This is a genomic window from Atopobium sp. oral taxon 416 (assembly GCF_018128285.1).
GTDB lineage: Bacteria > Actinomycetota > Coriobacteriia > Coriobacteriales > Atopobiaceae > Olsenella_L.
In genome coordinates, this window is the sequence record NZ_CP072380.1 from 1,919,393 (window position 1) to 1,945,006 (window position 25,614).

Genomic DNA, 25,614 nt, shown 5'->3' on the forward strand with positions numbered 1-25,614 from the left:
GATGATCCAGTCGTTTAAGGTCTTGTCGTTGATCCTTAAGCTTCGCGGCGTATCCTCTGATGCTCTTCTTCGGGTTGGCCTTACGTGCCTTCCTGTAGTACTCGATAGCCTCGAGGCAATACTTCTTCAGTGTAGTGTTTGGGTGTTTCCGGCTTCGTGCGGGACTTTGCCTTCTCTATCTCGCTTGCGCTTAGCGACATCTCATCTCTTCAATCTGTTGGTGTTGGTAGGTGGGTATCTGGACAGAGCATATCTGTTGCCAGTCCCTGAATCCCACTGTCCACCAAAAGATTACAGCTCAGAAGATCATCGTCCTGAAGTAGTCGATGCTCCTGAAGCCCCTGGCGATGCTGCGGGCGGACTGGACGACGGAATTGAGGCCTTCGAGGAACGAGTTGGTGGAGCCCCTCTTCCACCAGTTGAGGATACCTTCCCGCTCCTTCCTGAGGGTCCTCGCCACACTCTTCATCTCGGCCACGGCAGAGTGCGCCATCCACGAGCAGAGGCGCTCTGGGGCCCTGGCTGCCGATTCCCTGTCTGCGCATGAATAGACGTCCTGCATCGCCTTTGCCATCTGGCAGGCGCGTGCCTCCCTGAGATGGGTCTTCGCAGGGTCGAGCTCCTCCCTCTTCGCGAGCTGGCGCTTTGTGAGGGTCTCCCTCCTCTTGAGCCATACGTACTTCGTCTGGGCAAGCTGCCGGCGCTTCGAGGCGGACTCGCGCCTCTCTGCGCACCTCACAGGGTCTGTCGCCCTCATCAGAAGCTGCACCACATGGAAGCTGTCCACGCTCTGTGCGGCCTGGGGCATCTTGGCGGCGACCCCCAGCGAGTATGCCTTAAGCCATGTCGCGCGTGACCTCTAAGACCTTCGTGCGGTCCCCTGCGTGCTCCCTAAGCTCGTCTCAGAGCCTGCCTAAGGCCCCCTTGTCCCTGCCTTGCGTGACGGCCACGGCGCGCTGACAGTCGAGGTCCGCCATGATGCTGATGTAGCTTTGGTTGCGCTTGCGGGCGGTGTCGTCTATCCCTACGCGCACGACATCCGAGTAGTTGGCGGCATCCCTCGCCTCGGTCACGGCCTTGCCCAGCAGGCACCATATGCGTGTGGGCTGTCTCGTGCACCAGATGCGCTATCGCGGAGACGGTCATGCCAAAGAGCGCCATCACTTATCAGCTGCGCCTCAAAGAGCGCTGTGAAGTGCGTCTTCTGCCGCACATCCTGTGGCATACGGGGCACTCCACCACCTGGTCCTTCCTGTGGGCCACCCTCACATGGAGCTCATCTTGCGCTCCCTCGCGCTCCTTAAACCAGACATCGCAGAGCTCCCACTCGTCGCTGAGTCCCAAGGGATCTCTTAAAGAGCCTTGCCAGCATCCCTGCCTGAATATCCATATCGCACCTTAGGAACGCAGCCTCCTGTCGAGGGAAAATCCTATCGTTTAAAGGCCACGCCCTCAAGGGGTGCAGATATGCTACCCACCATAAGTAGCGAAGAGCCTCTTTTTGGCTCTCCGTGAGATGTTGTGCTGCCTTGCCAAAAGAGTATGTGGCGTGCTTGATCTCGCAGGCCTGCCGGCGGGCTGGTCACACCTTCGCTGCAACCCTGCCGTCAGCCTTGGGTCGAGTGGCTTCTGCGGGTAGCTGTTTGGCTCTGCCATAAAGCAGCATGCCAGCAGTCTTTGCGGACTTCATCCAGCACATCTGTGGCCCGCTCAGCGACATGGAATGAATCGACACAGCGCTTGCAGAGTGCGCAGGCTCGTTTTGATCCAGCATGCAGTGTCGCCGCTGACAACCCGGATGCTGACAAGCTACTCCTTACTGAGACCTTTGTAGAACTGCTCCAGAGCAGATTTGTCGTGGCCGTCAGCCACCTATACAGCGGTGTTGGTGTTATGGTTTGCGACAACCATGATGTATTTTGTGTCCCTTTGCGCTAGTTGGTCTTATCGATACCGATCAGGACAAGCCCGTCCAGCCGCCTGGCGCGCATAGATTCAAGGTCGCACAGACTTTTGGAAATGCAGTTTAACCGTCTGCCAGCCGATGCGCATGGATGTTGCCACGCCACTTCTGGGCAGCTATTCTGCAAGCCAGCTGACGGTAAGGTCAAACTTCCTTGGTAGAGCATCTTTCTGGGTAAGCCCAGAGGCACGCCAGCAGTTACCACACTGTGTTTCGGACAGAAAAGCCTGTGGGTAGGACATTCAAACTCTGCCAGGATGGCGCCCCAGTCCAGAGCACGTCAGACTTTGGGATTTACCGATGCGCTATCATAGCCAGATCAGTGCCTGTCGCACTACGAACACTCATCCATGCGGATGTGGGTTGCCCCCATCCTGGTCATTGTAGATGTCGTGAGCCTCTACAGCAGTATTTTTGATGTTGAGCAGTTTCTTACATGAAGTATCAAAGAAGGCCACCTTGTCTTCTGTTTGTTGCAGTTTTGACGCTGATACTTTACAGAAGCCAGGGTGGCTTTTGCAATATGTAGTTGTAGTCAGAGGCGGAGTGTGTTACCCACAATCATGCCGAAGTCTCAAAGTTCTAAGCGTTTTTTATGTCTATTGATTCATTTTCTGCATCGCGTAAATTACTTTCGGGATTGTTTGACTAGGATTTTCTTTTAGGTATTTGAATAGGTCAAGTAGCGCAACAAAAGAGGGTCGCATGGTTGCTTATACTACGGAAGCACACGCATCTGATCACGCCCACAATGCTCTGCTCGAGAAGATCTGGACCACCGCCACCACCCATCCTGAGGCGCCCGCATTCACGATGCTGGGGCAAGAGCCACTCACCTATGCCGGGCTCTGGAATCTGTCAGGACGGATTGCGAACAAGCTGCACAAACTGAGAACCGGAGAGAAACCGGTTCCCGTCATCGTAATCGGTGACAAGTCGAATCTGATGATTGCGACGCTGATCGGTTGTTTGCGCGCCGGCCACGCCTATGTTCCGGTGACCGTGTCGATGCCCTCCACGCGCGTCGAATCCATGCGTGAACAGCTCAAGGCTGCCTTCGAATGTGATCCGACAGTGCTTGTCACACTCGACCATGAGCATGCCGACGTCCACAGTGAAAGCGACTACGTCTTTCTGCCTGAGGTCCTGAAAGACAATCAAACAGATAGGACCGTTGAACAGCTTCCTTTTGAACCTGAGTGTTGGGTGACCGGTGAGGAGACCCAGTACATCATCTTCACATCCGGCTCCACTGGGAAGCCGAAGGGCATCGAAGTCACTGAAAACGATGTCGCGAACTTTATGGATTGGCTCAACACCTTCCCGACGATCCGTGAGGGCAGCAAGGTCTTTATGGACCAGGCGCCCTACTCCTTTGACCTCTCCGAGTTTGAGGTTATCGGTGCCCTCAGCACCGGCGGCTGCCTCTACGGAATCACCCCAGATGCCGCAACCGATATGCGCCATCTCTTTGAAGAACTCAAAAACTCAAACATGGACGTATGGGTCTCCACCCCACCCTTTGCCGATATGTGCCTGGCAGATCCGGGCTTCAACCGTGAGCTCTTACCCAAGGTCTCACTCTTCCTCTTCTGCGGTGACTACCTCACCCATCGGGTTGCCCGTGCGCTGAAGCAGCGTTTCCCGGAGGCAGTGGTTGCCAACACCTATGGCCCTACGGAGTCCACCGTCGCAGTGACCTACTGTGAGATCACCGATGAGATGCTCAAAGACAATCGGCCGCTGCCGGTCGGCTATCCCCGTCCCCGCACCGAGCTTGTAATCCGCAAGGTCAAGGAGGCTGGCGGCCCTCTGGGTGAGGTCTGCAAACCCGGTGAGAGCGGTGAGGTCGTAATCGTGGGTGACACGGTCGCTAAGGATTACCTCGGACAGCCGGAGAAGACCACCCAGGCCTTCAGCGAAGCGAAGCTGGGCGACGGCACCCCAGTCAGAGCCTTCCGCACCGGCGACCTGGCACACTTAGACGAGCAGGGGCTTCTCCACTACGAAGGGCGCATGGGTACCCTGATCAAGCTCAACGGCTTCAGGATCGAGCTCGGGGATATTGAAAACCACCTGCGCGGGATCGACGGGGTCGATAAGGCCTGCGTCATCCCGATGCGCCGCCAAGGCCGCATCAGTGCCCTCAAAGCCTTCGTTGTGCTGGACGACAAACACAAGGGAAAGATCACCCCGCGCGCGATCAAGCAGACCTTGAGCAAGAGCGTTCCGGCCTACATGGTGCCTCGCTTGGTCAAGATCCTCGATGCGCTGCCACTCACCAACAACGGGAAAATCGACCGTAAAGACCTCAAATAGTCGGAAGTCCATAACGTATGAATTTCTTTGCTGACACAAGCTTCTTCGTCTTCCTGACGATCATCATGTGTATCGCCGCCTGGTTGGGCATCCACGAGAAGCCGCTCAAGCGCTTCGGGCTCGGCGCCTCGGTCTTCATGCTCTTCTGGCTCTTCTTCCGCACCCCCATCGAGGGCATCTACGCGGCGGCCTACGTCGTGCTTTCGGCCCTCATGACCCAATGGGTGTGGCAGAAACCCAAGTCCAAGATACGCCTGCAGATAGCTTTGGTGTGCGCACTGGTACCGCTCGTGGTTTCCAAGATCACCCAGACCTACGCGACCAATATCCTGGGCTTTATGGGAATCTCCTATGTGACCTTCCGTGTGGTGCAGGTGCTGATCGAGACCAAGGATGGCCTCACCACCGCTATGGACCTTGCTGACTACGTCTACTTCTTGATCTTCTTCCCGACCTTTACCTCAGGGCCGATCGATCGCTCTCGGCGCTTTCAGGAGGATCTGGACAGAACGCTTCCCAAAGGTGAGTACGAAGGAATGCTCGCCAAAGGCATCCTCCTCATTATGATCGGTATGGTTTACAACATCGTCTTCGCTACGATCGCGCGGACCTACTGGGTGCCGGAGACCTGGGCACAGTATGGGGAGGACTTCTGGCTTGCGCTGTGGCGCCAGATCAGAAACGCTTACGCATATGGCCTCTATCTCTTCTTCGATTTCGCAGGCTATTCGATGATGGCAATGGGGACAGGCTACGCCTTAGGGATCAAGGTTCCCCGCAACTTCAAGGCACCCTTTGTTGCTACAAGCATCACCGACTTCTGGAACCGCTGGCACATCACGCTTTCCACCTGGCTGCGTGACTTCGTCTTCATGCGTCTCGCGCGCTGGATGATCGAGCATAAGACCTTCAGCGGGAAGAACAGACGGTTACATACTGCGCAGGCAGCCCTGATTATTGATATGGTGGTTATGGGCTTCTGGCACGGGCCGACCGTTGAGTACGTGTGCTACGGCCTCTACCACGGCATCTTATTAGCCCTCGAACAAAGTTGGGAAAAGACGAAGTTCTACAAGAAGCACCGCCATGGAACCGCATATCGGATTATCTCCTGGTTCATCGTGATACAGCTCGTCTTCTTCGGCTTTGCGATCTTCAACGGTCAGATTTCACTGCTTCTGGGAGGAGCATAAAGTATGGCTATGACACATAATCAGCTCGTAGAAAAGATTAAGGACATGATCGTCGATGTCGCCGGCGATGACGATGCCACCTCCGATATGGATGGTGACCTCTTCGAGGAAGGCTACCTCGACTCGATGGGCGCAATCGAGCTACTCGTCACAATCCAAGATGAGCTCGGCGTCTCGATCGCCCCGACCGAGGTCCAGCGCTCCGAAATGAACACCCCCAACCTCATTATCAAACAGGTTGAAAAACGCCTAAAGTGATACGCCTATGATTACCAGAAGGACCCTTCTCAAGACAACTGCGGGGAGCTTGGCAGCACTGGGTGCCAGCCTTGTCGGCGCCGATCGGCTGATGTTTCCCAAATTGGAGAATAAAGCCGACGGCTCGCGCGTCTACGACTACGTCTACGGTATGCCCAAGTCCGAAGCTATCGAGTTTGTCCTCACCAACATGAGCGAGAACGGACGCTTCTGCTTCGGTACCTCTGAGTTCTACTTCTCCAAGGATTTGATCCCGGAAGTTCCACAGGCGGTCTTCGGAGAGCACAACACCGGGGTCGATATGACCGTTATCGGCCAGCCCTACGACCAGAGCCTGTGGCAGGCGATCGCCTGCGGAGCCTATATGGGCCGTGCCAAGAACCACGAGTGTGTGCTCTTCGTGAGCCCCCAATGGTTCTTCAAGGGCAACGGCTCACGCTCCAACTTCACTGGCCTCTTCAACTACGAGCTCTACCGAGCTTTCTGCCAGAACACGATGATCTCAGGTGAGCTCAAGGCCACGATCAGACAGCACGTGCTCAATCTGGGAATCGATGCGGGGACGGTCGCAGCCGCCAACCAGGATACCCCGGCGGATGCTTTGAACGACCTGCAGAAACACGAGCAGAATACGCTGCGTATCAGATCAGAGCTGGAGAAGATGGTCACAGGCGCACCGAGCAAGAGCCGGGAGCGCGCGATCAACTACTACACTAGTGAGCCTGACTGGGAGACCCTCTTGGCGCAGGCAAGCGATGAGGGGGCAAACCGCTGCACGAACAACGATTTTGGGATCTACAACTCCTACTGGACCCGGAACTCCCACTTCTCTCCTGAACAGAACCAAACCTTCGATCAGGCAGAGGATGAATGGGGTGAGCTCAACCTCTTCTTCCAGGTAGCCCAGGAGTGCGGAGCTTCCACGCTCGTCGTGATGCTGCCGATGCACGGGCCCTGGTACGATCGGGTAGGCGTGCCGCAAGAGACCAGAGACGGCTACTACCAACGGTTGCGTGATGCCACAGATACCGCCGGGGTCACCTATGCGGACTTCTCCCCCTTCGAGTATGAGCGCTATTTTTTTGCGGATACAGTCCACCCCGGCTGGCGTGGCTGGGTTCACATCGAGCGCGCGATCTACCACTTCATTATGGGCCAGGACGACGACTGCCTCGGTGGCTGGGGCTACGGCACCGCAACCGCTGAAGGCTTGGACGATATGAGGGGAGCCAAGGGGGACGTATGAGCGCAAAGAAGAGAGAGTTCACACCGGTCGCCGACACGAAGAAGACAATCATCGCCTATGCGAATGACCATCCCGTGCTGGTCTATGTCCTTTCCGCAGTCTCGGTCGTCGCAATGGGCATCCTGCTCTTCTGGTTCGTCAATTTCTCAGGCTACACCGCGCCCGCAACCTTCGTTTACGCCGGCTTCTAGCGCTCTCCCACAACAGACGTGATACTAACGGCAGCACCTCAGTACATCTGAGAGGTTGCCGTTTCTGCTACCGCTTAACAACTGCCTTGCTACTACCTGAGGAGCGGACCAGTACGACCGCTTTAGCGATGCCGCAGGCAACGCTCACGACGATACAGCCGATGCAGACAATACTGAAGTCAGGCATAAAGGTCAGGGTGTCCCGCCAGGTATAGTTTTGCCAGATGGGCAGGAAATACACCGTAAGCGGGAACAGCACCTGCAGCGTGATCAGACGCCAGACAAGCTGCGTGTGAGGCTGGGTCTTCACATCCTGCTTCCACTTACCGAAACACACAATCGGGATCACGGCGATCGCAATAAGGATGAAGTAGAAAAAGTCCATCCCCAGGTGATGCTGGATACGGAGCATCGGAGAGACATCGTCAGGTTCTGCGCCCATCACGCAGGCAACCACCCCGCCTGCCATCGCATAGAAGGCGTCATTGCCGCCGAAGGCATCCGCGGCATCCCCGAGGACTGCCAGGGCAATCCCCCGCTGTGGCAGGATCATCATTCTCGCCACACCGTTTTCCACGTCTCCGTCGTGTGAGAGGATGAGCTCCCCGGAATCTGTATAGAAGGAGCTCCACCCCATCCCATAGAAGGAATCAGAGGTGGGATCCAGCACTCTGTTCAAGAACATCGCGCGCACTGAAGCAGGCTGCAGGATCTGAGCGCCACCGGTGGGCGTTGCGCTGCCCTGATTGAGATACATCTGCAAATATTTGGCGAAGTCCGCGGGGCTCGTGCACATGTAGCCGGAGGAGGCACTTCCCCAAGCGTCGTCGCTGTCGCCGCGGGCAAAGCCATCCGCCACGGACCATCCAAAATAGTTGCGGTGACCATGCACCGCCTCACGGTCCTCAAGGGTTGCCCCGGAATCGTCCATCCCCAATGGGATTAACACATGCTCCTCAACGTATTGGGTGTAGGGCTCGCCGGAGACCGCATCGACGATGTGCCCCAAGAGGTCGTAGTTCGCATTCGAGTAGGAGAACCTGCCCTTCATCGGCCCTGAGTGCGCCTCTGAGAGCGACTCATAGTAGCCAAAGCCACTGGTTTGGTTCAGCAGACTTCTGACCGTCACATCCCAATCGGTGCCATAGGATGGTACATATTGGGATACTGGGGTATCCAGATCAAGCGCACCCTCCTGTGCCAGCTGCAGGACGGAGATCGCGCAGAAGGATTTGGTGAGTGACCCGATCAGCATCGTGTCATGTTCTGAGGTGATATCCCCCAGCAGCTTCTGATATTGGGTACCGCTCGCGTTCACGACGATCACCGCCACCCCCGGCAGACCAGTTCTGGGGAAGTTCCGATCGAGATAGTCATCGAGCTCACAGCGCAGAGACATTGAGCGCGGCTGCGAGTCGGAACCGGTATCCCCCTCAGGAAACGTCATGGTACCGTTATCGCTCAGCCGTGTCCCGTCATAGTATGAATCCTGAGGAAAGAGCCCATAGACGTTCTGCGGGGTATCAGAGCCCTCTGCGGGGCCTCCGATCCCCTGCTCCTGTTGCTCTTCCTGCGCGGTCTCAGTCCGGTCTTCGGGGACCGGCTGGGTCTGCTCCCATCCGTGCCCCGCATAGGTGGCGAGGACGAGAAAGAGCGCCGTGGAGATACCCGCGATCCATTTGACTATCAGGTTCTTCTGGTTGCGTTGCGTAATAAAACCTACCTTCCGCGTCTTACTCTACGCAAAACGCAGACGGTTGTGCACAGATTGGGCGTATCGCAGCAAAGTCGCACAAATATAAAAGATTAACGGGAAGCGCGCTCGAGCGCCCACTTGAACCAATCGACAAATTCGTCGCGGTTGACCGCCGTCGCCATCTTCACATTTGGATGGTCTCCTGGGATTGCGACATCCAGTTTCCCGTCTTTCCCGATGGTGAGCGTGGCAGGTTTGATCGTAAAGAAATTGGGGTGGATCGCCAACGCCACTGCCACGGGATCGGCGATCTCTTTACCCCTTCCATCCAAGCTCTCTGCCCCAGAGAGCATTGTGTAGACGGCATTCCCAATACGGCCGCTGAGCGCGATATCGGTCATATCAAGCTCGCTCAGGGGGACCTGTACAGCCACCTCAAGCGGTACGAAGTTCACATTGAGTCCGGAATTCACGACAACACGGGCAGCATCCGGGTCGGCAGCCACATTGCGGCCTGCCTGCTGCAGCGTATCCTTGTCCTCAAGCGTTGTACCCATACAGTACACTCCGCCGATCATCGGCTTGACCTCCGGATGTTTGATAAGGAGCGATGCCAGGTTCGAAAGCGGAGCCAAACAGATAATGTAGATCTTCTTGCCTTCGGAATCGACCTGTTTGATCGTCTGGTACATCGCCTCATCGGCGGGTAGGTTGGCAAGCAGATCCTCTGCCTCGTCGGCGAAGACCCAGTTACCGAGGCCTGACGGGCCAAGCTTGGGCTCCATGTAGTGACGTTTTTCGGAATTCGGGAGATCGATGCCGGTGGAAACCCAGATACGGCTTCCTAAAAAAGCCTCCAGCTTCAGGGCATTCGCGGTGGCCTGATGGACGTCGATGGATCCTCCCGCCGTCGTAATCAGCCGCGTATCGAGTCTTGAACAGGTGAGCGCAATGAAGAGAGCCGCTGCATCATCGATACCAGGATCAATATCAATTATGGTAGGAATACGACTCATGGTATGCTTCTTTCACCCGTTAATGTTCTACTTTAGCGCGACCTGAAAGGCGCTGGTAGACGTCGACTTTTCAGACGGTGATCCTCCACCGCACGCACACACCAACACCCTATTTTCGTCTAAATAGATTATTAATATCAAGCGGCATCAGAAAAGGGAATCAGAGCATAAAAAGAAAGCGCCAAGTAATCTGCTTGACGCTTATAGGATACACGATTTTTTATGGGGGACGCTAGTCCGCAGTAGCCTCTATCTTCTGATCCACTAGCTGCTCTTCCGTCTTTTCGGACTTGTCAGCCTCTGCCGACTCCGCGCTGTCCTGCTGCTCCAGCCTGTCGGCATCGGCCTTCCTACGCTTGACCTCTTCGGGGGTGAGCACATCCTCGATGCGCAGGTTTACACCGGCCACCTGCAGCCCCGTCATGCCCATAACCTGCTTCACGACAGCTTTCTTCACGTCCTCAAAGATCTGCGGGGCATAGGCGCCGTACTCAATCAAAACTGAGATGTTGACTCTGACGGAAGCGTCCGGAGTGACTTCGACCGTGACGCCCTTTCTCGGACTCGTGGCGCCGAAGGCGTCCTGAACGCGGCTGACCCAGCCGCCTTTCATACCGACAACACCGGGGACGTCACGCACGGCCAAAGCGACGATCTTTTCGATCACACCATTTGAGAAGGTCAGCGAATCCTCAGAGTTGTCGTCATCCTCCGCCGCTTCGATATCCTCGTTGTTGCTCATCGACTTCGGTTTGCCGGTCACTTTGATGTCTTGGGCATCATTCTCGCTAGCCTGCGCAGTCGTCTTTGTCTTCTCATCAGTATCTTGTGCCATCGTACACTCCTTGTATCATTACCTCTCATCACGGGAACGGAATAGGTTGTGGAAAAAGGTGAAGATCTTCGGGTCCCCATCGAACTTCTGCCCGATTGCGACGCCGAGCGTCACGAGGATCACCACGAGCAAAGTCCGCCAAAAGCCGATCAAAAAGAGCAGAATTGCAGTGATCAGCCCAAGGAAACCGAAGGACACCGCGTATTCGTGACCCGGGAAGTTGTGTTTGAGCCACCAGTCGATGTGCGCGATGGGGCCCGCGCCTTTGTCCGCTTTCTGCTTGGAAGCATCTTCGGCAGCAGCTGTAGCAGCGCTGGGCTGCTCTTCGCGGCCATCTTTCTCAGCGTTGTCGCTGCTGTCGATATTCACCTGGAGTTTCTCCCACTTATTGCTCATGAGATTCCTCCTGCGACTTCTTTGCACGGTTCAGCGCAATCGTCACACCGTCGCCATCTGAGGCGGGTTGATACGTGATCGTCCCACCGTTGTCCTCATCCTCGTCGCTGTCGTCGCCGCTCCTGTTCTCCTCATCAGTTGTATCTGAGGATTCCGGCGCGCTCTCAGACTCGGTTGTCGTGCCCGCGGTGATCTCGCCTTTGATTGCGTCTGAAGTGTCATCCTCTTTGATCTGGTCAGGCTCCTCCGGAGCTAAGAACTCGATGTTGAGGAGGCCGATCTTGTCGCCGCAGAGCTGCATGAGGCCTTCCTTCAGCTTCTCCTGTAGCTCCGGACCCCTCGTGACGACTGAGAGCGAATAGTGCGGGCGCAGGGTGATAGAGACATTCACATCTCCCTGTTTGCCTTCGGTCACGGTCACGCGAGTCGCCTCACAGGAGCCATCCTCCTCGGTGAGGTAGCGGGCCTGGGAGGCGATTGCGTCGCGGGTGACAGTGAGGGTACCCTCATCCTCGTCGATCACGAGTGCGTTGGGGCCTTTCCGTTTTGCCAGGGCGCTAATCCACATGACCAGAGCGCCGATCAGTGAAATCGCCAGGCAGATCTGCACCGCGTAGCTATAGTACGTATTGGCGAAAAGCCGCCGTGCTTGGATAACGTAGGGGCCATATAAGGTCAGGCCCAGCGCCGCTGCCGCAAAGACGGTTGCCAAAAACCACAGGGTCATGCAGAGCTTTTTGAGAAAACTCATTGCGATTAGCCTCCAAAACCAGCTGCAGACACGCGCAGGTGTCAGCATGTATCACATAGTTTCAGGATACCCTAATTGAGCCTTTAATAGAGTTGGCGAAACCAATTTTCGCAGTGGGATACCATAGGAACCAACACCTCAAGGCAGGAAGTACAGAAAGTTTCAACTGATTGAAATAGTTGGGCTCTATCATAGGGGACATTGCCCATCAGAAAGGGAGAGTCATGAGGATCGACACTATTCTCGCGCGCAAACAGACCTATTCCTACGAGATCTTCCCTCCCCGGGGTGAGCTGCCCTTGCAGCAGGCTAAGGAGATCGCAGGTGAGCTGGCCCAAGACCATCCTGATTGGATCTCCACCACCTTCTCCGCTGGTGGTCACGGCAACTCACAGAATGTCGCCGCGATCTGTGCACAGACCCAAAATGAGCTCGGCGTCACCGCTCTGGCACACCTCACCTGCATGGGGTCCACCAAGGAGGACGTTGACTACTACCTGGATACCCTCGAGCATGACGGGATCCAGAACGTCCTTGCACTGCGCGGAGACAAGACTGCGGGCAAAGAGCCTAAGGACTTCCGCTACGCTTCAGACCTGATCGCCTACATTAAGGAGCACCACCCCAGCCTATGCTGTGGGGCCGCCTGTTATCCGGAGGGCCACATCGAGACCAAGAATATAAAGGAGTCGATGGAGGTCATGAAGTACAAGCAGGATGCCGGGGCGGATTTCTTTGTGACCCAGCTCTTCTTCGACAATGAGTACTTCTACCGATTCCGCGAGAGCTGCGCCAGAAGCCGCATCAAGCGCCCGATCGTCGTCGGGATCATGCCGTTCACCTCACAGAAGCAGATCCAACGCATAGCGTTCACCTGCGGGGCTTCGATCCCCTCGGCGGTGATCAAGCGCATCATTGCGGCCGGAGACGATAGAGACAAACAGGCGCAGGCCGGCCTGGAATATGCAATCGAGCAGCTCCAGGACCTCGCCCAAAACGGGGTCGATGGGCTACATATCTATACCATGAACAAACTGCAGGTGGCACACCAGATCCATTCAGCACTAAAGGAGTGTGGTTACCTTGCCGCATGAGCACGCCGTCTTACATTTTGAAAGCCCTACGATTGAGCGCTCAGAGGTTCTGCGCTATATGGGCTATCACGGACAGAAATACAGCGACGAAATCAGCCAGGACCTCGAGACACAGATACAGGCTGCCAGAGATATCTCGAAGCCTGCCGCGGTTGCCGACATCTTCGATGTGGGCACAATCACTGAGGATCCCAACCCTCAGGTCACCCTTAAAGACACCTCACTGGTTCTTAAGGGCAAAGGCATTGTCAAACATCTGAAAGACGCCAAACAGGTCGGTGTCTTCGCCGCGACCCTGGGCATGACTGACGAGCGAGAACTGAGGCGGTTGGCGCTTACGAACAAACTCGGACAGATCTTCTTCGACGCAGCTTCAACCGCCCTGATCGAGCGGGTATGTGACGAGGTGGAAGCCCACTATGTGAGCTATGGCGCTGAGCACCACCTTTACACCAATTGGCGCTTCTCGCCGGGCTACGGGGATCTACCCCTCGCAACGCAGCCGACGCTGCTGGCGGCCTTGAACGCCCAGAGCCGTATCGGTATCAGCCTCTCGCCGTCGCTCTTGATGACCCCGACCAAGAGTGTGACCGCGATCATCGGCTTCTTCACCGAGCCGCAGCGCTCCTCACATCTCACCTGTGCAGGCTGCGTCTGCCGTGACTTCTGCAGCCTGAGAGAGCGTGGGGTGACCTGCTATGGGAGGTAAGACTGTAGAGACGCTCTACCCAGTAGGCGTGAAACGTCCCTTAAAGATCAAAGATTCGAATCTCCAAGAAGTGCTCGAAGGCAAGCGTTTTCTGCTCGTCGACGGCGCAATGGGTACCTCCTTGCAAGCCCACGGAATGCCTGCCGGCGCCATCCCAGAACTCTTCAACCTCACCGATCCCGATACGATCACATCCATTCACACAAGCTTTGTAGAAGCCGGTGCAGAGGTGATCACCACTAACACTTTTGGAGCTAACGCCCAAAAACTTGCCGGGCGGGCAAGCGTTCGGGAAGTCTTCCAGGCTGCAGTAGCCTGCGCCCAAAAAAGCGGGGCACACTACATCGCCGCGGATATCGGCCCAATCGGTTCCCTGTTAGAGCCAATGGGAGCGATGAAATTCGAGGAGGCCTACGACCTCTTCACAGAGGAAGTCCGAGCTGCAACCGACGCAGGTGCAAACCTTATCCTGATTGAGACCATGGCTGATTTGAAGGAAGCCAAATCAGCGCTTTTGGCTGCCAAAGAGAACTCTGACCTGCCTGTGTTGGTGACCATGACGTTCGAAGAGGACGGCAGAACCTTCCTGGGAACCACCCCGGAAGTCGCTGCTGTAACCCTGCAGGCCCTCGGCGCCAATGCGGTCGGCATCAACTGCTCGCTCGGACCCGCGAAGACCGCAGGGCTTTTGGATCAAATGATCCCCTATCTCGACGCACCGGTCATGGTGCAACCCAACGCTGGCCTGCCCACGGTCAAAGATGGTAAGACCACCTACGATGTGGATGCGGCTACCTTTGCCCACGATATGGAGCAGATGGTCAAACACGGCGCCTCGATCATCGGCGCTTGCTGCGGCTCCACCCCGGCATACACCGCGAAGGAGAGAGAGCTGCTCGAGCGCTACAAGAGCCCTCAACCTCATGAGCACAACCACGATCTGACGCTCGCGAGCGCCCAAACCCTGTTCTCTTTGCCGGAAGGCCATATCGGCGTGATCGGTGAGCGCATCAACCCCACCGGCAAGAAGAAGGTCAAGGCTGCCCTTCGGGACAACGAGCTCGACTATCTGCTCACCTTAGCGATCCAACAGGAGAAGGATGGGGCGCAGGTGCTCGATATCAACGTTGGGCTCCCCGAAGTCGACGAAGTGAAAACCCTCAAGTGTACCGTCGACGCGATAGGCACGGTCTCCTCGCTTCCAGTGCAGGTCGATTCCTCCAATTCTAAAGCGGTAGAGACGGTGGTCCGCAGCTATGCGGGCAAGCCTCTGATCAACTCGACCAATGGCCGCAGGGACATTATGGATCAGGTAATCCCGATCGCCGCCCACTACGGCTGCGCATTGGTGTGCCTGACACTGGACGAAAATGGTATCCCCAACACCGTTGAGGGACGTTTAGCAATTGTCAATAAGATCTACAGGAGGGCCCAGGAGTACCACATCCCGCCACAGGATCTCATGTTTGACTGCTTAGCTCTGGCCGCCTCGACCGACCAGAGCGCCCCCAGGACTATTCTGGACTCAATCCGCGCGATCAAGCAGGAGCTGCCAGGTGTGCGCACCGTGTTAGGTGTCTCCAACATCAGCTTCGGCCTTCCCTATCGTTCACTCATCAATGCTACCTTCCTGTCTGCCGCCTTTGCCGCAGGGCTCGACTTGGCAATCGTGAACCCGGGACAGCAGCGGATCCACGACGCAATCGACGCTTGGAGAGTCCTTTCCGGCGAAGATAGAGCGGCACAGCACTATTGCACAGTCAACGCTACGAGAACCGATGCAAAGCCACAGGCACAGACTGCTGCTTCCTCCCAAGAGAGCGCGGATATCGATGAGAGCGATCCAGAGAAGGCTATCTACCAGTTGGTCCTGCAGGGCCGTGAAGGACCGATCCCGGAGCTGACCAAGAAATTGATCCAAGAGCATGACCCGCTCTATCCGATCGACCATGTCCTGATCCCCGCACTCAACGACGTAGGCGATCGCTTCGAGAGAGGCACGTTCTTCCTGCCACAGCTTATGGCATCCGCGCAGGCCGCCAAGGCGGGTTTCAACACAATCCGGGATTTCCAGCCCTCAAATAAGGCGCCCCTCAAGGGCAAAATCGTGCTCTGCACCGTCAAAGGCGACATCCACGATATGGGCAAGAATATCCTGAAGATGCTGATGGAAAACTATGGCTACCAGGTGATCGATCTGGGACGTGATGTCGAACCGGAACAGGTTGTGGAGGCTGTCAAGAAAGACCACGTACAGCTCTGCGGGTTGTCGGCGCTCATGACGACAACGCTGCCAGCAATGAAAGAGACCATTGAGTTGCTCCACAAAGAGACGCCCTGGTGCAAGATTGTCGTCGGCGGTGCGGTGCTCAACGCTGAATATGCTAAGATGGTCGGTGCCGATTACTACGCCAAAGACGCGAACCAAGGAGTCAAGATCGCCGAGCAGGTGTTGGGATAGAGCAAACACTCACGTGACTACTCAGTGTGATCTACACACAAACGACTTCAGTAAAACCAATGCAGCCCCCTTCCTTTAATGGGCGAGAGCTACATTCTCTTATACGTCTTACTGTTGGGCCTTTTCTTTCCCATCCGCAACCTGTCCCACCTGGTTCAGCCACACGTAGGTTACAAAACTGCTAACCTCGTCGACCAGGCCCCCTTTGCGGTACGCTATATACAGGTTGCGCTCACCGGGAGCTCCTTTGATCTCAAAGGAGCAGAACCTTCTTTTTTTCCACGGTCGGCTACCACACGCTCGAACACGATCATGATCCCATACCCACATTCAACCAGGTTCTCGGTCGTCTCCTGATCGTTGATCCAGGCACCGACGCGTAACTTCCGTTCGTCTATGTTAAGGGCATCCAAGATCCGACCCACTATCATCCTGCTGGCACTGCTTTCGCGACGCAGCACGAGGTTTCATGCAAGAGCAGCGAGCGTACTTCTTCGATCGTCAGTTCCTTTTCGGGATACTGCTCACTCACAGGTATCACTGGCACGAGCCGATCCCGGCCAAAGGGAATGCATTCCAAGCTCTCCTCGTCGGCGTTCATACCGATCAAACCGACATCGTAGATCCCCTCGGTGAGGCCAGTGATAGAGACCGGTGATAATATCACGGAAGCCACTCTGTGAGATCATGAATTCGGTTTCAAGATGCTCCTGGGTGAAGCTTTTCAAGATGTCCGGCAACAGATACGCAGAAAGGATTGCGGAAGCCCCGAGATAGATCGTGTTGTTCTTTCGTGTTCGGCTTGTCTCAACGAGGCGATCACACCTCGAGAGGATATGCTCGGCTTACTCAAACACCTTCGGTCCGACCGACGTCGTCTCAACACGCCTTGAGGTGCGCAGGACCAACGGGACTCTCAGCTCCTCCTAAAGGGTACGGCCATGGGTCGACACACTCAGCTGTGAGATACCGAACTTATCTGCGGCGCAGATGGAGCTCTCACACCGAATGACCGCCACAAATGGCTGGAGCTGTTTGAAATCCATAGATCCCTCTCTCTGTACCTACCTGCTGTATATCAAATCTTGGCATTCCCATAAACTACAGTTTACGGGATTTTGGCGTGACCCATACCTCAATCGACGTGAATTTGCTGAGGTGTTGCCAAAACACACAGTTGCCGCTCTGCTGGCTTTTGCTTGTGTGCAATGTTTACGGCAGCGTTGATGTCTACGCTCACCAAGATGCTATCTTTGAGTTCGCTATAGGCCGCCTGTAATGTGCTTGTCTAAGAAAAGGTGTGCTTACTTGTCAGCGGGCTTGTATTCGATCCCCACCCATACAGGATGCTTTGGACGTGTAGGTCTCTTTCTGCTGTATGTATCGGTATGTAAGCTAGCGTTTGGACAACCTACAGGGAATCTGTATGAACACTTGATCATTCTTTCTGCCGTGGCTGCTTCCTGCTTGCATCCCATGGTGGATCCAACAATCAGTGTGTCTGTGTTCTTTCTGTATGCACAAGTTGGTGAGGGTGCATGGCGCTTTGAGCATGCAGTCTTGCACACGCCGACCCCCTTTGTCGGCTACCTGTCGGAACTTGCCTGTGTCTAGTCGGCTTTTCAGATACGCCAAGTGCCTGTTGCAATAGTGGTTGGCTGACTTGAGCTATCGCCTGCCAACCAAGCGCCCATGCTCTGAGGTGAGCCGTACGGCGAGATTGTTAGCTTCTATATCCACTCCCATAACACAGCACTCATTCAAGCTAAGGGGTTGTTGGGCTTTAAGCACATATTGGATTTTGAAAGCAGCTGTTGGTTGTTTAGAGAGGATACCCTTGATACACTGCCCCATCCAAACATCCGACATGGCCCGGATAGGTCTGTGTGAGCTGCCTGTGAGCGGGCAGTCTCTACAACCCGTTCGTGGGAAGTATCAGCAAGAACACACTACCTTTTGTCCTGTAGTGTGAGATCAACACTTGAGGATAGCTGTAGTCGCCACTCTTGTATCTTCTCAATAGTATAGGGGAAGCTTTCAAGCTATAGGCGACACCCTTTATCGTGTGTGTGGCTACTTCAGCTTGCAACATCTTGTAGGTATCGTTGGTTTTGCACAGATGATAGTTGGTCTTTCAGCTGAAAAGCCCGCCTGCAATGAAGAGATGCTGCCTTGTTTGATACAAAGCCTTGCTGTAGAGGTTGTTCGCATATAGGCAAAGACATTTCAACTTGCGATAGTGGTTGGCGCTGAGATGGCAGCTGTAGTTGGTTTGCACTCCATACTGCATGCTTGTCTTACCTGCCTAAATATCGATAGCTTGCTGTATGCAATATATTCACTGACACCTAAGAGCAAGAAGCGCCACCTTGAACAATCACTGTGAGCACAAAAACCCTTCGAGATACCTGCTTTGCTGCCACCTCATCTTTTCCACCAACTATCAAAGGAAGACACTCATCACTTAGGTGATGATCACAGATATCACTTAGCTCTCACTAAAAAATCGCTCTGCAGCACACCATCCAAATACTCCACATGCAAACCGACAAAGACCATATCCACTACATGATCCAAACACTCGTGCGTGCTTTGTATGCACTCACCGCCTTTCACATATGGGAGGCCCATGCATCATAGTTGTGCCATGTCTGCTGGCATGAACATATGTTCTGGTCAAGTGGATACTTCATTGCCACCACAGGTGAAGTCAGCACCGAAACCCTCAAACACTTGAAAGCTAAGGCAGACATGATTGGACGGCATCTCATCCTGCAAGCTGAAGTTCCACAGGTTTCACGCCACAAATCTTCTATAAAGCACTGACTACTTGTACTGGTCTGTCTTCTCTACTTGCCTACGCAGAGAGCACTCTCACCGAAATCATTCCTTTACTAAAAGTCAGATTAAGCTAATATATTTTCATAAGTTAGCTCTAGCTTACTTATTGATAGTTCTCCTCCCTTCAACAGCAGAAGATCTGAACAGGCAAGACAAATAATGGGAAAGGACGGTACACGTGAAACCATTGAGAACACGATTGCTGGCGCTTGGGCTGACAGGCGCTCTGGCGCTCTCCCCTGCACTGGTGGGTTGTGGCCAGCCTACTCAATCACAGCAGGAGTCAACTCAGACTATAGAAAGCGACAGCCAACGACAGACGATTGAGATCAGCAGCAAGGATGACTTCAATAAGATCTACGACGATCTGAGTGGCTCCTATATCCTCACCGCAGATACCGACTTCGGTGGTGACACGATCGACTCGATCGGCGTCTTTGAGCCGAAGTCCGACGCAGAGGAGGATGCCGAAACGCCTAATCCTGATCGCGCCTTTACCGGCACCTTTGACGGCAACGGCCACACCCTATCAAACTTCACGATCGATGCCGCAGACCAAAACGGTGTGGGCCTGTTTGGTTGTGTGACCGGTGAGAATTCTGGCGTACAGAATCTGCACGTAGAGAATATCACTGTAACCGGTGGCAACTGCACCGGCGGCGTGATCGGCTATGCAGACTACGGCGCTCAAGTCGACAGTATCACCCTCGACGGGGACAATTCCGTACACGGCATCTCCCTGATCGGCGGGGTTGTCGGAGCTTCACACGCGGACATTACAAACTGCACGGCGACCGCAAACGTCACGCTCGCGCAGGCTGAGAAGCAAGGAGCAGGCGTGATCGTCGGCGGACAGGAAGATGGGAATCTGGAAAACTGTATCGCACACGGAACCGTTACCGCCCCTGATGGCTGCTACAGTATCGGCGGTCTGGCAGGCTGCTTCCACAACAGCCAGTATGCGAGAAACTGCACTGCGGAAGATATCACGATTGAGACCGGTGACAACTGCTGGCTGCTCGGCGGTCTGGCAGGCCATTCCGGCACTTTTGAGGGTGACCCGACGTTGGTTGAGAACGGAAAAGTACAGAACGTATCGATCACCACCGGCGAAAACTCAGAGCGTATCGGTGGAATTACCGGTGGCGGCTTCTATGCTTCTGCCTTTAAACAGTACTATCCGGAGCCTTCAAAATCTGAGATCAAGGATTGCAGCGTTTCCAACTTCACGGTCTCAAACGGCAAATACGTCGGAGCCGCGGTGGGCTACACCTACGGTACAACCACCATTGATGGATTTGAGGGAACGATGACCTGGAATGGCTCAGAGAGCACTGAGGCAATCGGCGCAGACCAGAGCGTCAGCTTGGATGAGTTGATCTAACAGCAGCTATGGAGCGTTCCACGCTCGATGAGATCCCTCCTATATGAAATGAGACCTTTCTCTTTTCGTGGGCCGGACTGCGTGCGGTGTATTCCGTAGGTAGTCCGGTTTTCATAGAGGGATAAAAACAGAGGGAGGGCTACAGTTTCCAACATAGGACGCTTTAAATCGCCTAGCACTAAAGTTGATGATGTAACGGCATTGCGAGAGGTGAGGCCATAGATGGGAGGAGCAAAATACACGCCCAAGAGCGGGCTCTTATGGTCACCTCATTTATCGACGCTGCGCGCAGCATTATAGACAGTGATGGCATTGACGGCGTTTCGATCCGTAAGGTCGCCAGCAAAGTGGGCTGCAGCAGCGCTGCACTCTACCTTTACTTTTGGGATCTCAACGGGCTACTTGCGCTTTCGACCATCACCTATCTCGAGGATGCTGCAAGGACTTAGCGGCTATCGACCGCACCAGTATGAGCGACAAGGAATACTACTACACCTACTGGACAACCTTCTGCCACAGCACCTTTGCGTGCCCAAGGATCTTTGAATATTTCTTCTTCGAGAGTGAGCCTGAGCGGGTGAACAAAACCTCCAAGCGCTACTACTCTATCTATCCGCAAGAGCTCGCCACGATCAGCGACACGATGCTGGACCAGATGATGCCCGGGGATCCCTTCCGCCGCAATTACCGCGTACTGGAAGCCTGTGCCCACTCACTCGGGTATACCCCAAAGGAAACCAAAATCTTAAACGACATCACTGTCAGCTTCTACCACGCGATTCTAAGACGTGTGGAAAACCTTAAGACTATCTCACTGGAATCCCTGTGTAATCAGTTCATCAGTGCAGTGACATTTATCACTGAACCATGTGACCTCGATCTACACTCATAGAGAAAAACAGGGATCATTCTTTAGATCTTCAGCACGTAGACGCCTGCATACTTAATGCCAGCCTCATCGAGCGCTTTCACGATCCTGTCCTTATCCTCAGGCTCTGCTTTCCAGGAGAGTCCGCAGCCTGCCGAAATCTGCTCCGGGATCGGAATGATGCGTCCCGGTAGGCCGCGCGCAGGCAGATAGCTCTCTGCCTCCATCGCCGCTGTCGCCGAATCAAATACAATCACACAGGCAAGCTTTTTAACCAGTGGCACTACATGCCCTTCCCATCGTTTGGGATCTGTTCCTCAAAACCAATCAAAGAGTAGTATAGCCAAACTGTTTGTTATCACAGCTCATATCATTTCAACTCATACGTCGCATGAAGATGGCTCCTGACACCAGTCAAGAGCCTTCTTCAAACCAAATTTGTTTATACAGGGCTAGTCATCATCCTCTGCGAGCTGCGCTGCAACCTCGTCGGAGACCTTCATGGTGGAGTAGACGTTCTGGACATCTTCGAGGTCCTCAAGACGGTCGACCAGGCGCTGTACCTTACGGGCGTCTGCCAAGTCGAGCTTGACCGGGGTCTTCGGAATCATCGTGAGCTCGCTGCCCTTGACCTGAATACCCTGGTCCTCAAGACCCTTCTGGACATCTTGCATCTGATCGTACGGGGTGTAGACGATCCACTGATCGCCGTCGTCCTCGTAATCCTCGCCACCGGCCTCTGCGACTGCAAGCATGAACTCGTCCTCGTCGGTTGCGTTGTTTTTATCGGGCACCTTCTTATCGTCGGAGTGGATAACCTTCTCCACGGCGATGGAGCCCTTACGAGTGAACTGGAAGGAAACGGAACCTGCCGTACCAAGGTTGCCGCCTGCATGGGTGAAGGCAGAACGGACGTCAGCTGCGGTGCGGTTCAGGTTATCGGTCAGGCACTCGACGTACAGGGCGACACCTGCGGGGCCGTAGCCCTCATAGTCGACGTTCTTGTAGACGACAGAGTCTGCACCGGAACCAAACGCCTTATCGATTGCGGCCTTGATTCTCGCGTTCGGCATAGAGACCATGCGGGCACGCGCGATAGCTGCCGCCAGCGAGGCGTTGTTGTCAGGATTCGGATCGCCGCCGTTTCTCGCCGCAACGGTGATGTTACGGGAGTGCTTTGAGAACAGCGCAGAACGCTTTGCGTCGATAGCAGCTTTTTTATGTTTAGTAGTCGCCCATTTAGAATGCCCGGACATGCACATCTCCTTTTTCTCAAGAAACGATCAAATAATACTAAGAAATAGACCTCATTGCAAATAGGCAGCTCAGACACCTGCCACTTTGTGGAAGGCCTATAGAAGCCCGCTAGAACCGCACGAGTACCCTTCTTAACGAGCGTCCCCAGGGGATCCAGATCAGAAGCAGAAACCCCGCAGTCGCAATCCCATGCACAATATCGAACGGGATCCCCGCCGCGAAGGCAATTCCTGCGGTGGCCCAAGTCAGCGGCCGCACATACCCCAGTATGTACCACCCGTTGAGGATGAGCCCAAAGAGCAATCCGGAGAGAAAGCCCGCTATCGCCAACTGCCAGCGCTTGTCCAGCAGATGGTGTGCAGCTAATACCCCTGCTATATACCCGATTAAGCCCCAGGCATACATCTGTAGCGGCGTCCATGCTCCCTGTCCGAAGAACATGTTTGAGACCAAAGCGGCGAGCGCTCCGGTCACAAAGCCATAGCAAGGGCCCAAGCAGGCTCCGGCGAGAATAGCGATAGCGGAGACAGGCTTCACATCGGGGATCGCTGCAAAGAGGATCCTCCCTGCCGCGGCAAGTGCCCCCAGGCAGACCGTCGGCATAATCTGCCGCAGGGTAGGCCGCTCTCGCTCCACTTCCTCAAAGAGGAAGCCGCAGCAGACGAGCGCCGCAAGCAGGGTGAGCCCACCCGTGAAGTCGCTTGAGGAGAGCGCTGATATTGCCATCACAATCGGAACCAGCAAGAGGATCGGCAGTTCGAGGTGATGGAGGATACGCTGCGCTTTCGTCACGATGTCTGCCTCCAAACCCAACTGTGCGCCAAGAACTCTTTAGTGGGTTGCGTCACCGTAATCCCCTTGTCAAAGACTAAGGATACCGAAGTGGCGAGTACCGCGACCAGCCCCACATCGTGGGTGGCCACCACAATCGTCGCGCCACCTAACTGCGCATGGTGCAGCGCTTCCATCACCGCAAAGCGCGCCTGTCGGTCCAATCCTTTGGTCGGCTCATCGAGCAGCACGAGTGCGGGTTGGGTCAGCAGCAGCTTCGCCAATCCCAAGAGTTCCTGCTGCCCACCTGATAGGTCAAAGGGGTGACGGGCAAGGAATGCGGGACCACTGGGCAGCCTGAGTTGCTTCAACATTGTGATCGCATCGTCCTTCTCATACCCGACAGTCTGAGCCCACTCCATCAGCTCTTCCTCCACACTCTCATGGGTGAAGAGTGCCTGAGGATTCTGTGGGAGAAGTACCTGCGAGCCTGAACAGGCATTGCTGATTTTGCCCCGCTGCCCTTTCTCCATTCCCGCGATCAGTTTCAGGAGTGTGGACTTACCGGATCCGTTACCACCGACTAATGCACGGATCTCCTGCTTTGACACCTCAAGGCTTGCGTCTCTGATCACCCAGGGAGCAGTGCGGGAATAACGGAAGGAGAGATCTTTCACGGTCACAACTGGCTCATCCGATACCGGAGCGGGCTTATAGGGTTGGGGTTGCGGCAGCTGACTCAGATAGGTTTGCTCTTCCGCTTTACTGAGCTCACGCACACCTGCGACACGCCGATCGTTTTGCTCGAGCATAAAGAAGGTATCCGCATAGGGCACAAAGGGCTCCGGATCGTGGGTTGCCACAACCACGGTGATCCCCAACTCCTGGTTCATGCGATAGAGTAGGGAGATAAAGGTCTGCCGTGCCAGCGGATCAAGCGCGCTTGTCGCCTCATCCAACAGCAGCAGCTTCGGATGCATCACCATGAGCGCCGCCAAAGTCAGGATCTGTTTCTGTCCTCCGGAAAGTTCACTCGTCTTCTTGTGGAACCAGGGCTCAATTCCAAAGAAATAGCAGGCCTCAGCGATACGCTGGTGCATCTGCGTCTGTTCGAGCCCTAAGTTCTCAAGCCCAAAGGCAAGCTCGTGCCACACCGTGTCACACACGATCTGATTCTCGGGATTTTGGAAGACGTAGCCGACGAGCTGCACACTTTCCCGTTCGGTGATCGTCGACTGTTCCTGCCCAAACAGGGTGATGGTACCCTGCTGGATCCCCTTCGGTTTGAGTTCTGGTTTTATCAACCTCAGAAGGGTTGTCTTACCTGACCCTGTTGAGCCCTGAAGCACACAGAAGGCTCCAGTCTCTACACTAAACAAAACGCGATCCAAGACCGGCTGGGTGGGTCTATCCTCGTCGATCGCGGGATAGGAAAACGATAGATTGTCTACGCGGAGTGCTTCGTCATGCATTGCGTACATCTCTCCAAGCGTATGCATCAATGGCAACCGGTATCAAAGGGAATAAGCATAGAATCAGGTACGGCACATACCCCCACCACAGGCGCAGCTGTGGCATCACCGGATAGAACTCCCATGGACCCACTGCGGCAACCGCGCAGATCGCATTGAGAATCCCAAAGATGATCACCACAGCTATGCAGGCCGCATCCCGATCCGTGAAGCGCCAATTGTGGTAGCTGCTTCTGGTATCAGCGATACCCCAGCCCCGAGCGCGCATCGCATCGGAGCGCTCGAGGGAATCTTCCAGCGACCAGCTCAAGAGAATACCACCAGCGAGCACCTGGGCCCGCTTTCGGGAAGGATGGTGGGCATGGGAGGCGCTGCAGGCATCAGAGAGCCCGACCGCCAGACGGAACCGACGGCAGAGCTGGGGAACCAGCTGCAAGACAACTGTAAGCATCGTCGTGAGGGTCGGAAATCGTTTGCCAAAGACCTCCATCAGAGCATCTTCACGCACCAGCGTAGCTCCGATCTCAAGCCAGAGCATCACGGCGACCAGCGCACACCCCATCGTAATCCCGTAGCACAAGCTCTCAAGAGTGATACGTATCGGTCCAGCACTCACCAGAACAGTGGTCCCCAACTGTGTGATCAGCGCATTGAACAGCGCAATTATACAGATGAGGGGGATCTGCCAGGACAGCCGGGCCCCGGTTCTCCTGAATCCCTTAAGCGTGCCATGAACGATGCAGCCGCTCGCCAGCGAGATCGCCACATAGACCGGCTGCATCACGAACATCGTGAAGCAAAGCATCACGACCGTATAGAGGAGCAACACGGTGGGGTGAATTGTCTCAAGACTCTGTTGGACACCGTTCGATTCCATACGTATCTGCTGAATT

General features: G+C 55.1%; 27 protein-coding genes. 11 read left to right on the forward strand and 16 right to left on the reverse strand.

All coding sequences use genetic code 11. The annotated features are described in order from the left end of the window. Positions 1-298: 298 nt before the first annotated feature. From J4859_RS10045 to J4859_RS10055, 3 genes are all read right to left on the reverse strand, one after another. Complete coding sequence (locus J4859_RS10045) at positions 299-826, reverse strand: transposase (RefSeq protein WP_256436876.1); 528 nt, start codon at positions 824-826, stop codon at positions 299-301. A gap of 76 nt (positions 827-902) precedes the next feature. Beyond that, a complete protein-coding gene (locus J4859_RS10050) occupies positions 903-1,073 on the reverse strand; it encodes a hypothetical protein (protein ID WP_212329542.1) in 171 nt (56 codons plus the stop codon). 94 nt (positions 1,074-1,167) lie between these two features. Beyond that, the gene (locus tag J4859_RS10055; protein ID WP_212329544.1) at positions 1,168-1,344 is read right to left on the reverse strand and encodes a hypothetical protein; all 177 of its coding nucleotides are present in this window, start codon (positions 1,342-1,344) and stop codon (positions 1,168-1,170) included. A gap of 1,324 nt (positions 1,345-2,668) precedes the next feature. Between J4859_RS10055 and dltA the strand changes: the two genes are divergently transcribed. Genes dltA through J4859_RS10085 form a run of 5 tightly spaced genes read left to right on the forward strand, consistent with a single transcriptional unit; the run spans position 2,669 to position 7,170 of the window. Continuing rightward, positions 2,669-4,282, forward strand: a complete 1,614-nt coding sequence (gene dltA, locus J4859_RS10065) for a D-alanine--poly(phosphoribitol) ligase subunit DltA (protein WP_212329549.1) — start codon at positions 2,669-2,671, stop codon at positions 4,280-4,282. 17 nt (positions 4,283-4,299) lie between these two features. Next, the gene (gene dltB / locus J4859_RS10070; RefSeq protein ID WP_212329551.1) at positions 4,300-5,475 is read left to right on the forward strand and encodes a D-alanyl-lipoteichoic acid biosynthesis protein DltB; all 1,176 of its coding nucleotides are present in this window, start codon (positions 4,300-4,302) and stop codon (positions 5,473-5,475) included. Between the two features lie 3 nt (positions 5,476-5,478). After that, complete coding sequence (gene dltC / locus J4859_RS10075) at positions 5,479-5,733, forward strand: D-alanine--poly(phosphoribitol) ligase subunit DltC (protein WP_212329553.1); 255 nt, start codon at positions 5,479-5,481, stop codon at positions 5,731-5,733. A gap of 7 nt (positions 5,734-5,740) precedes the next feature. Then, positions 5,741-6,979, forward strand: a complete 1,239-nt coding sequence (gene dltD / locus J4859_RS10080) for a D-alanyl-lipoteichoic acid biosynthesis protein DltD (RefSeq protein ID WP_212329555.1) — start codon at positions 5,741-5,743, stop codon at positions 6,977-6,979. Further along, positions 6,976-7,170: a hypothetical protein gene (locus J4859_RS10085; RefSeq protein ID WP_212329557.1), complete on the forward strand. Its 195-nt coding sequence runs from the start codon at positions 6,976-6,978 to the stop codon at positions 7,168-7,170. Before dltD ends, J4859_RS10085 begins: the two co-directional genes overlap by 4 nt. A gap of 67 nt (positions 7,171-7,237) precedes the next feature. On the opposite strand, the gene J4859_RS10090 is transcribed toward J4859_RS10085, so the two are convergent. The 5 genes from J4859_RS10090 to amaP all read right to left on the reverse strand — a co-directional run bounded on the left by J4859_RS10090 (position 7,238) and on the right by amaP (position 11,864). Then, positions 7,238-8,617, reverse strand: coding sequence for a serine hydrolase (locus J4859_RS10090; protein ID WP_212329559.1), 1,380 nt, complete (start codon positions 8,615-8,617; stop codon positions 7,238-7,240). Positions 8,618-8,976: 359 nt separating this feature from the next. Beyond that, positions 8,977-9,882 (reverse strand): nucleoside hydrolase, encoded by a 906-nt coding sequence (locus J4859_RS10095; RefSeq protein WP_212329561.1) that lies wholly within the window; start codon positions 9,880-9,882, stop codon positions 8,977-8,979. Between the two features lie 232 nt (positions 9,883-10,114). Continuing rightward, positions 10,115-10,717: an Asp23/Gls24 family envelope stress response protein gene (locus tag J4859_RS10100; RefSeq protein ID WP_212329564.1), complete on the reverse strand. Its 603-nt coding sequence runs from the start codon at positions 10,715-10,717 to the stop codon at positions 10,115-10,117. A gap of 18 nt (positions 10,718-10,735) precedes the next feature. Then, positions 10,736-11,113 carry a DUF2273 domain-containing protein gene (locus J4859_RS10105; RefSeq protein ID WP_212329566.1) on the reverse strand — a complete coding sequence of 126 codons (378 nt, stop codon included), beginning with the start codon at positions 11,111-11,113 and terminating at the stop codon, positions 10,736-10,738. Further along, entirely contained in the window at positions 11,103-11,864 is a 762-nt protein-coding gene (gene amaP, locus J4859_RS10110; protein ID WP_212329568.1) for an alkaline shock response membrane anchor protein AmaP, read from the reverse strand. The genes J4859_RS10105 and amaP overlap by 11 nt, the downstream gene beginning before the upstream one ends. A gap of 224 nt (positions 11,865-12,088) precedes the next feature. Here amaP and J4859_RS10115 point away from each other — a divergent pair, with 224 nt between their 5' ends. From J4859_RS10115 to J4859_RS10125, 3 genes are read left to right on the forward strand one after another with little or no spacing between them, the layout of a single operon-like run. Continuing rightward, positions 12,089-12,958 (forward strand): methylenetetrahydrofolate reductase, encoded by an 870-nt coding sequence (locus J4859_RS10115; protein ID WP_212329570.1) that lies wholly within the window; start codon positions 12,089-12,091, stop codon positions 12,956-12,958. After that, on the forward strand, positions 12,948-13,667 hold the full coding sequence (locus J4859_RS10120) for a vitamin B12 dependent-methionine synthase activation domain-containing protein (RefSeq protein WP_212329572.1): 720 nt from the start codon (positions 12,948-12,950) through the stop codon (positions 13,665-13,667). The genes J4859_RS10115 and J4859_RS10120 overlap by 11 nt, the downstream gene beginning before the upstream one ends. Further along, positions 13,657-16,128 carry a homocysteine S-methyltransferase family protein gene (locus J4859_RS10125; protein ID WP_212329573.1) on the forward strand — a complete coding sequence of 824 codons (2,472 nt, stop codon included), beginning with the start codon at positions 13,657-13,659 and terminating at the stop codon, positions 16,126-16,128. Before J4859_RS10120 ends, J4859_RS10125 begins: the two co-directional genes overlap by 11 nt. 215 nt (positions 16,129-16,343) lie before the next feature. On the opposite strand, the gene J4859_RS10130 is transcribed toward J4859_RS10125, so the two are convergent. The 3 genes from J4859_RS10130 to J4859_RS17290 all read right to left on the reverse strand — a co-directional run bounded on the left by J4859_RS10130 (position 16,344) and on the right by J4859_RS17290 (position 17,174). Further along, positions 16,344-16,541: a hypothetical protein gene (locus J4859_RS10130; protein ID WP_212329575.1), complete on the reverse strand. Its 198-nt coding sequence runs from the start codon at positions 16,539-16,541 to the stop codon at positions 16,344-16,346. A gap of 14 nt (positions 16,542-16,555) precedes the next feature. Next, on the reverse strand, positions 16,556-16,795 hold the full coding sequence (locus J4859_RS10135; protein WP_212329577.1) for a hypothetical protein: 240 nt from the start codon (positions 16,793-16,795) through the stop codon (positions 16,556-16,558). A gap of 259 nt (positions 16,796-17,054) precedes the next feature. Beyond that, positions 17,055-17,174: a LysR family transcriptional regulator gene (locus J4859_RS17290; protein ID WP_212329579.1), complete on the reverse strand. Its 120-nt coding sequence runs from the start codon at positions 17,172-17,174 to the stop codon at positions 17,055-17,057. A 1,973-nt stretch (positions 17,175-19,147) separates the two neighbouring features. On the opposite strand from J4859_RS17290, the gene J4859_RS10145 reads away from it, so the two are divergent. The 3 genes from J4859_RS10145 to J4859_RS10155 all read left to right on the forward strand — a co-directional run bounded on the left by J4859_RS10145 (position 19,148) and on the right by J4859_RS10155 (position 21,245). After that, positions 19,148-20,353 carry a GLUG motif-containing protein gene (locus tag J4859_RS10145; protein ID WP_212329581.1) on the forward strand — a complete coding sequence of 402 codons (1,206 nt, stop codon included), beginning with the start codon at positions 19,148-19,150 and terminating at the stop codon, positions 20,351-20,353. A gap of 260 nt (positions 20,354-20,613) precedes the next feature. Further along, positions 20,614-20,802: a TetR/AcrR family transcriptional regulator gene (locus J4859_RS10150; protein ID WP_212329583.1), complete on the forward strand. Its 189-nt coding sequence runs from the start codon at positions 20,614-20,616 to the stop codon at positions 20,800-20,802. A gap of 20 nt (positions 20,803-20,822) precedes the next feature. Then, positions 20,823-21,245: a hypothetical protein gene (locus J4859_RS10155; protein ID WP_212329585.1), complete on the forward strand. Its 423-nt coding sequence runs from the start codon at positions 20,823-20,825 to the stop codon at positions 21,243-21,245. Between the two features lie 20 nt (positions 21,246-21,265). Here J4859_RS10155 and J4859_RS10160 read toward each other — a convergent pair whose 3' ends face one another. From J4859_RS10160 to J4859_RS10180, 5 genes are all read right to left on the reverse strand, one after another. Next, on the reverse strand, positions 21,266-21,505 hold the full coding sequence (locus J4859_RS10160; protein ID WP_212329587.1) for a DUF3343 domain-containing protein: 240 nt from the start codon (positions 21,503-21,505) through the stop codon (positions 21,266-21,268). A gap of 168 nt (positions 21,506-21,673) precedes the next feature. After that, complete coding sequence (locus J4859_RS10165) at positions 21,674-22,477, reverse strand: YebC/PmpR family DNA-binding transcriptional regulator (RefSeq protein ID WP_212329589.1); 804 nt, start codon at positions 22,475-22,477, stop codon at positions 21,674-21,676. Positions 22,478-22,586: 109 nt separating this feature from the next. Next, entirely contained in the window at positions 22,587-23,270 is a 684-nt protein-coding gene (locus J4859_RS10170; protein ID WP_249113591.1) for an ECF transporter S component, read from the reverse strand. Further along, positions 23,267-24,748, reverse strand: a complete 1,482-nt coding sequence (locus tag J4859_RS10175) for an ABC transporter ATP-binding protein (RefSeq protein WP_371812031.1) — start codon at positions 24,746-24,748, stop codon at positions 23,267-23,269. The genes J4859_RS10170 and J4859_RS10175 overlap by 4 nt, the downstream gene beginning before the upstream one ends. Further along, entirely contained in the window at positions 24,714-25,598 is an 885-nt protein-coding gene (locus J4859_RS10180; RefSeq protein WP_212329591.1) for an energy-coupling factor transporter transmembrane component T, read from the reverse strand. Before J4859_RS10180 ends, J4859_RS10175 begins: the two co-directional genes overlap by 35 nt. Between the last annotated feature and the right edge of the window lie 16 nt (positions 25,599-25,614).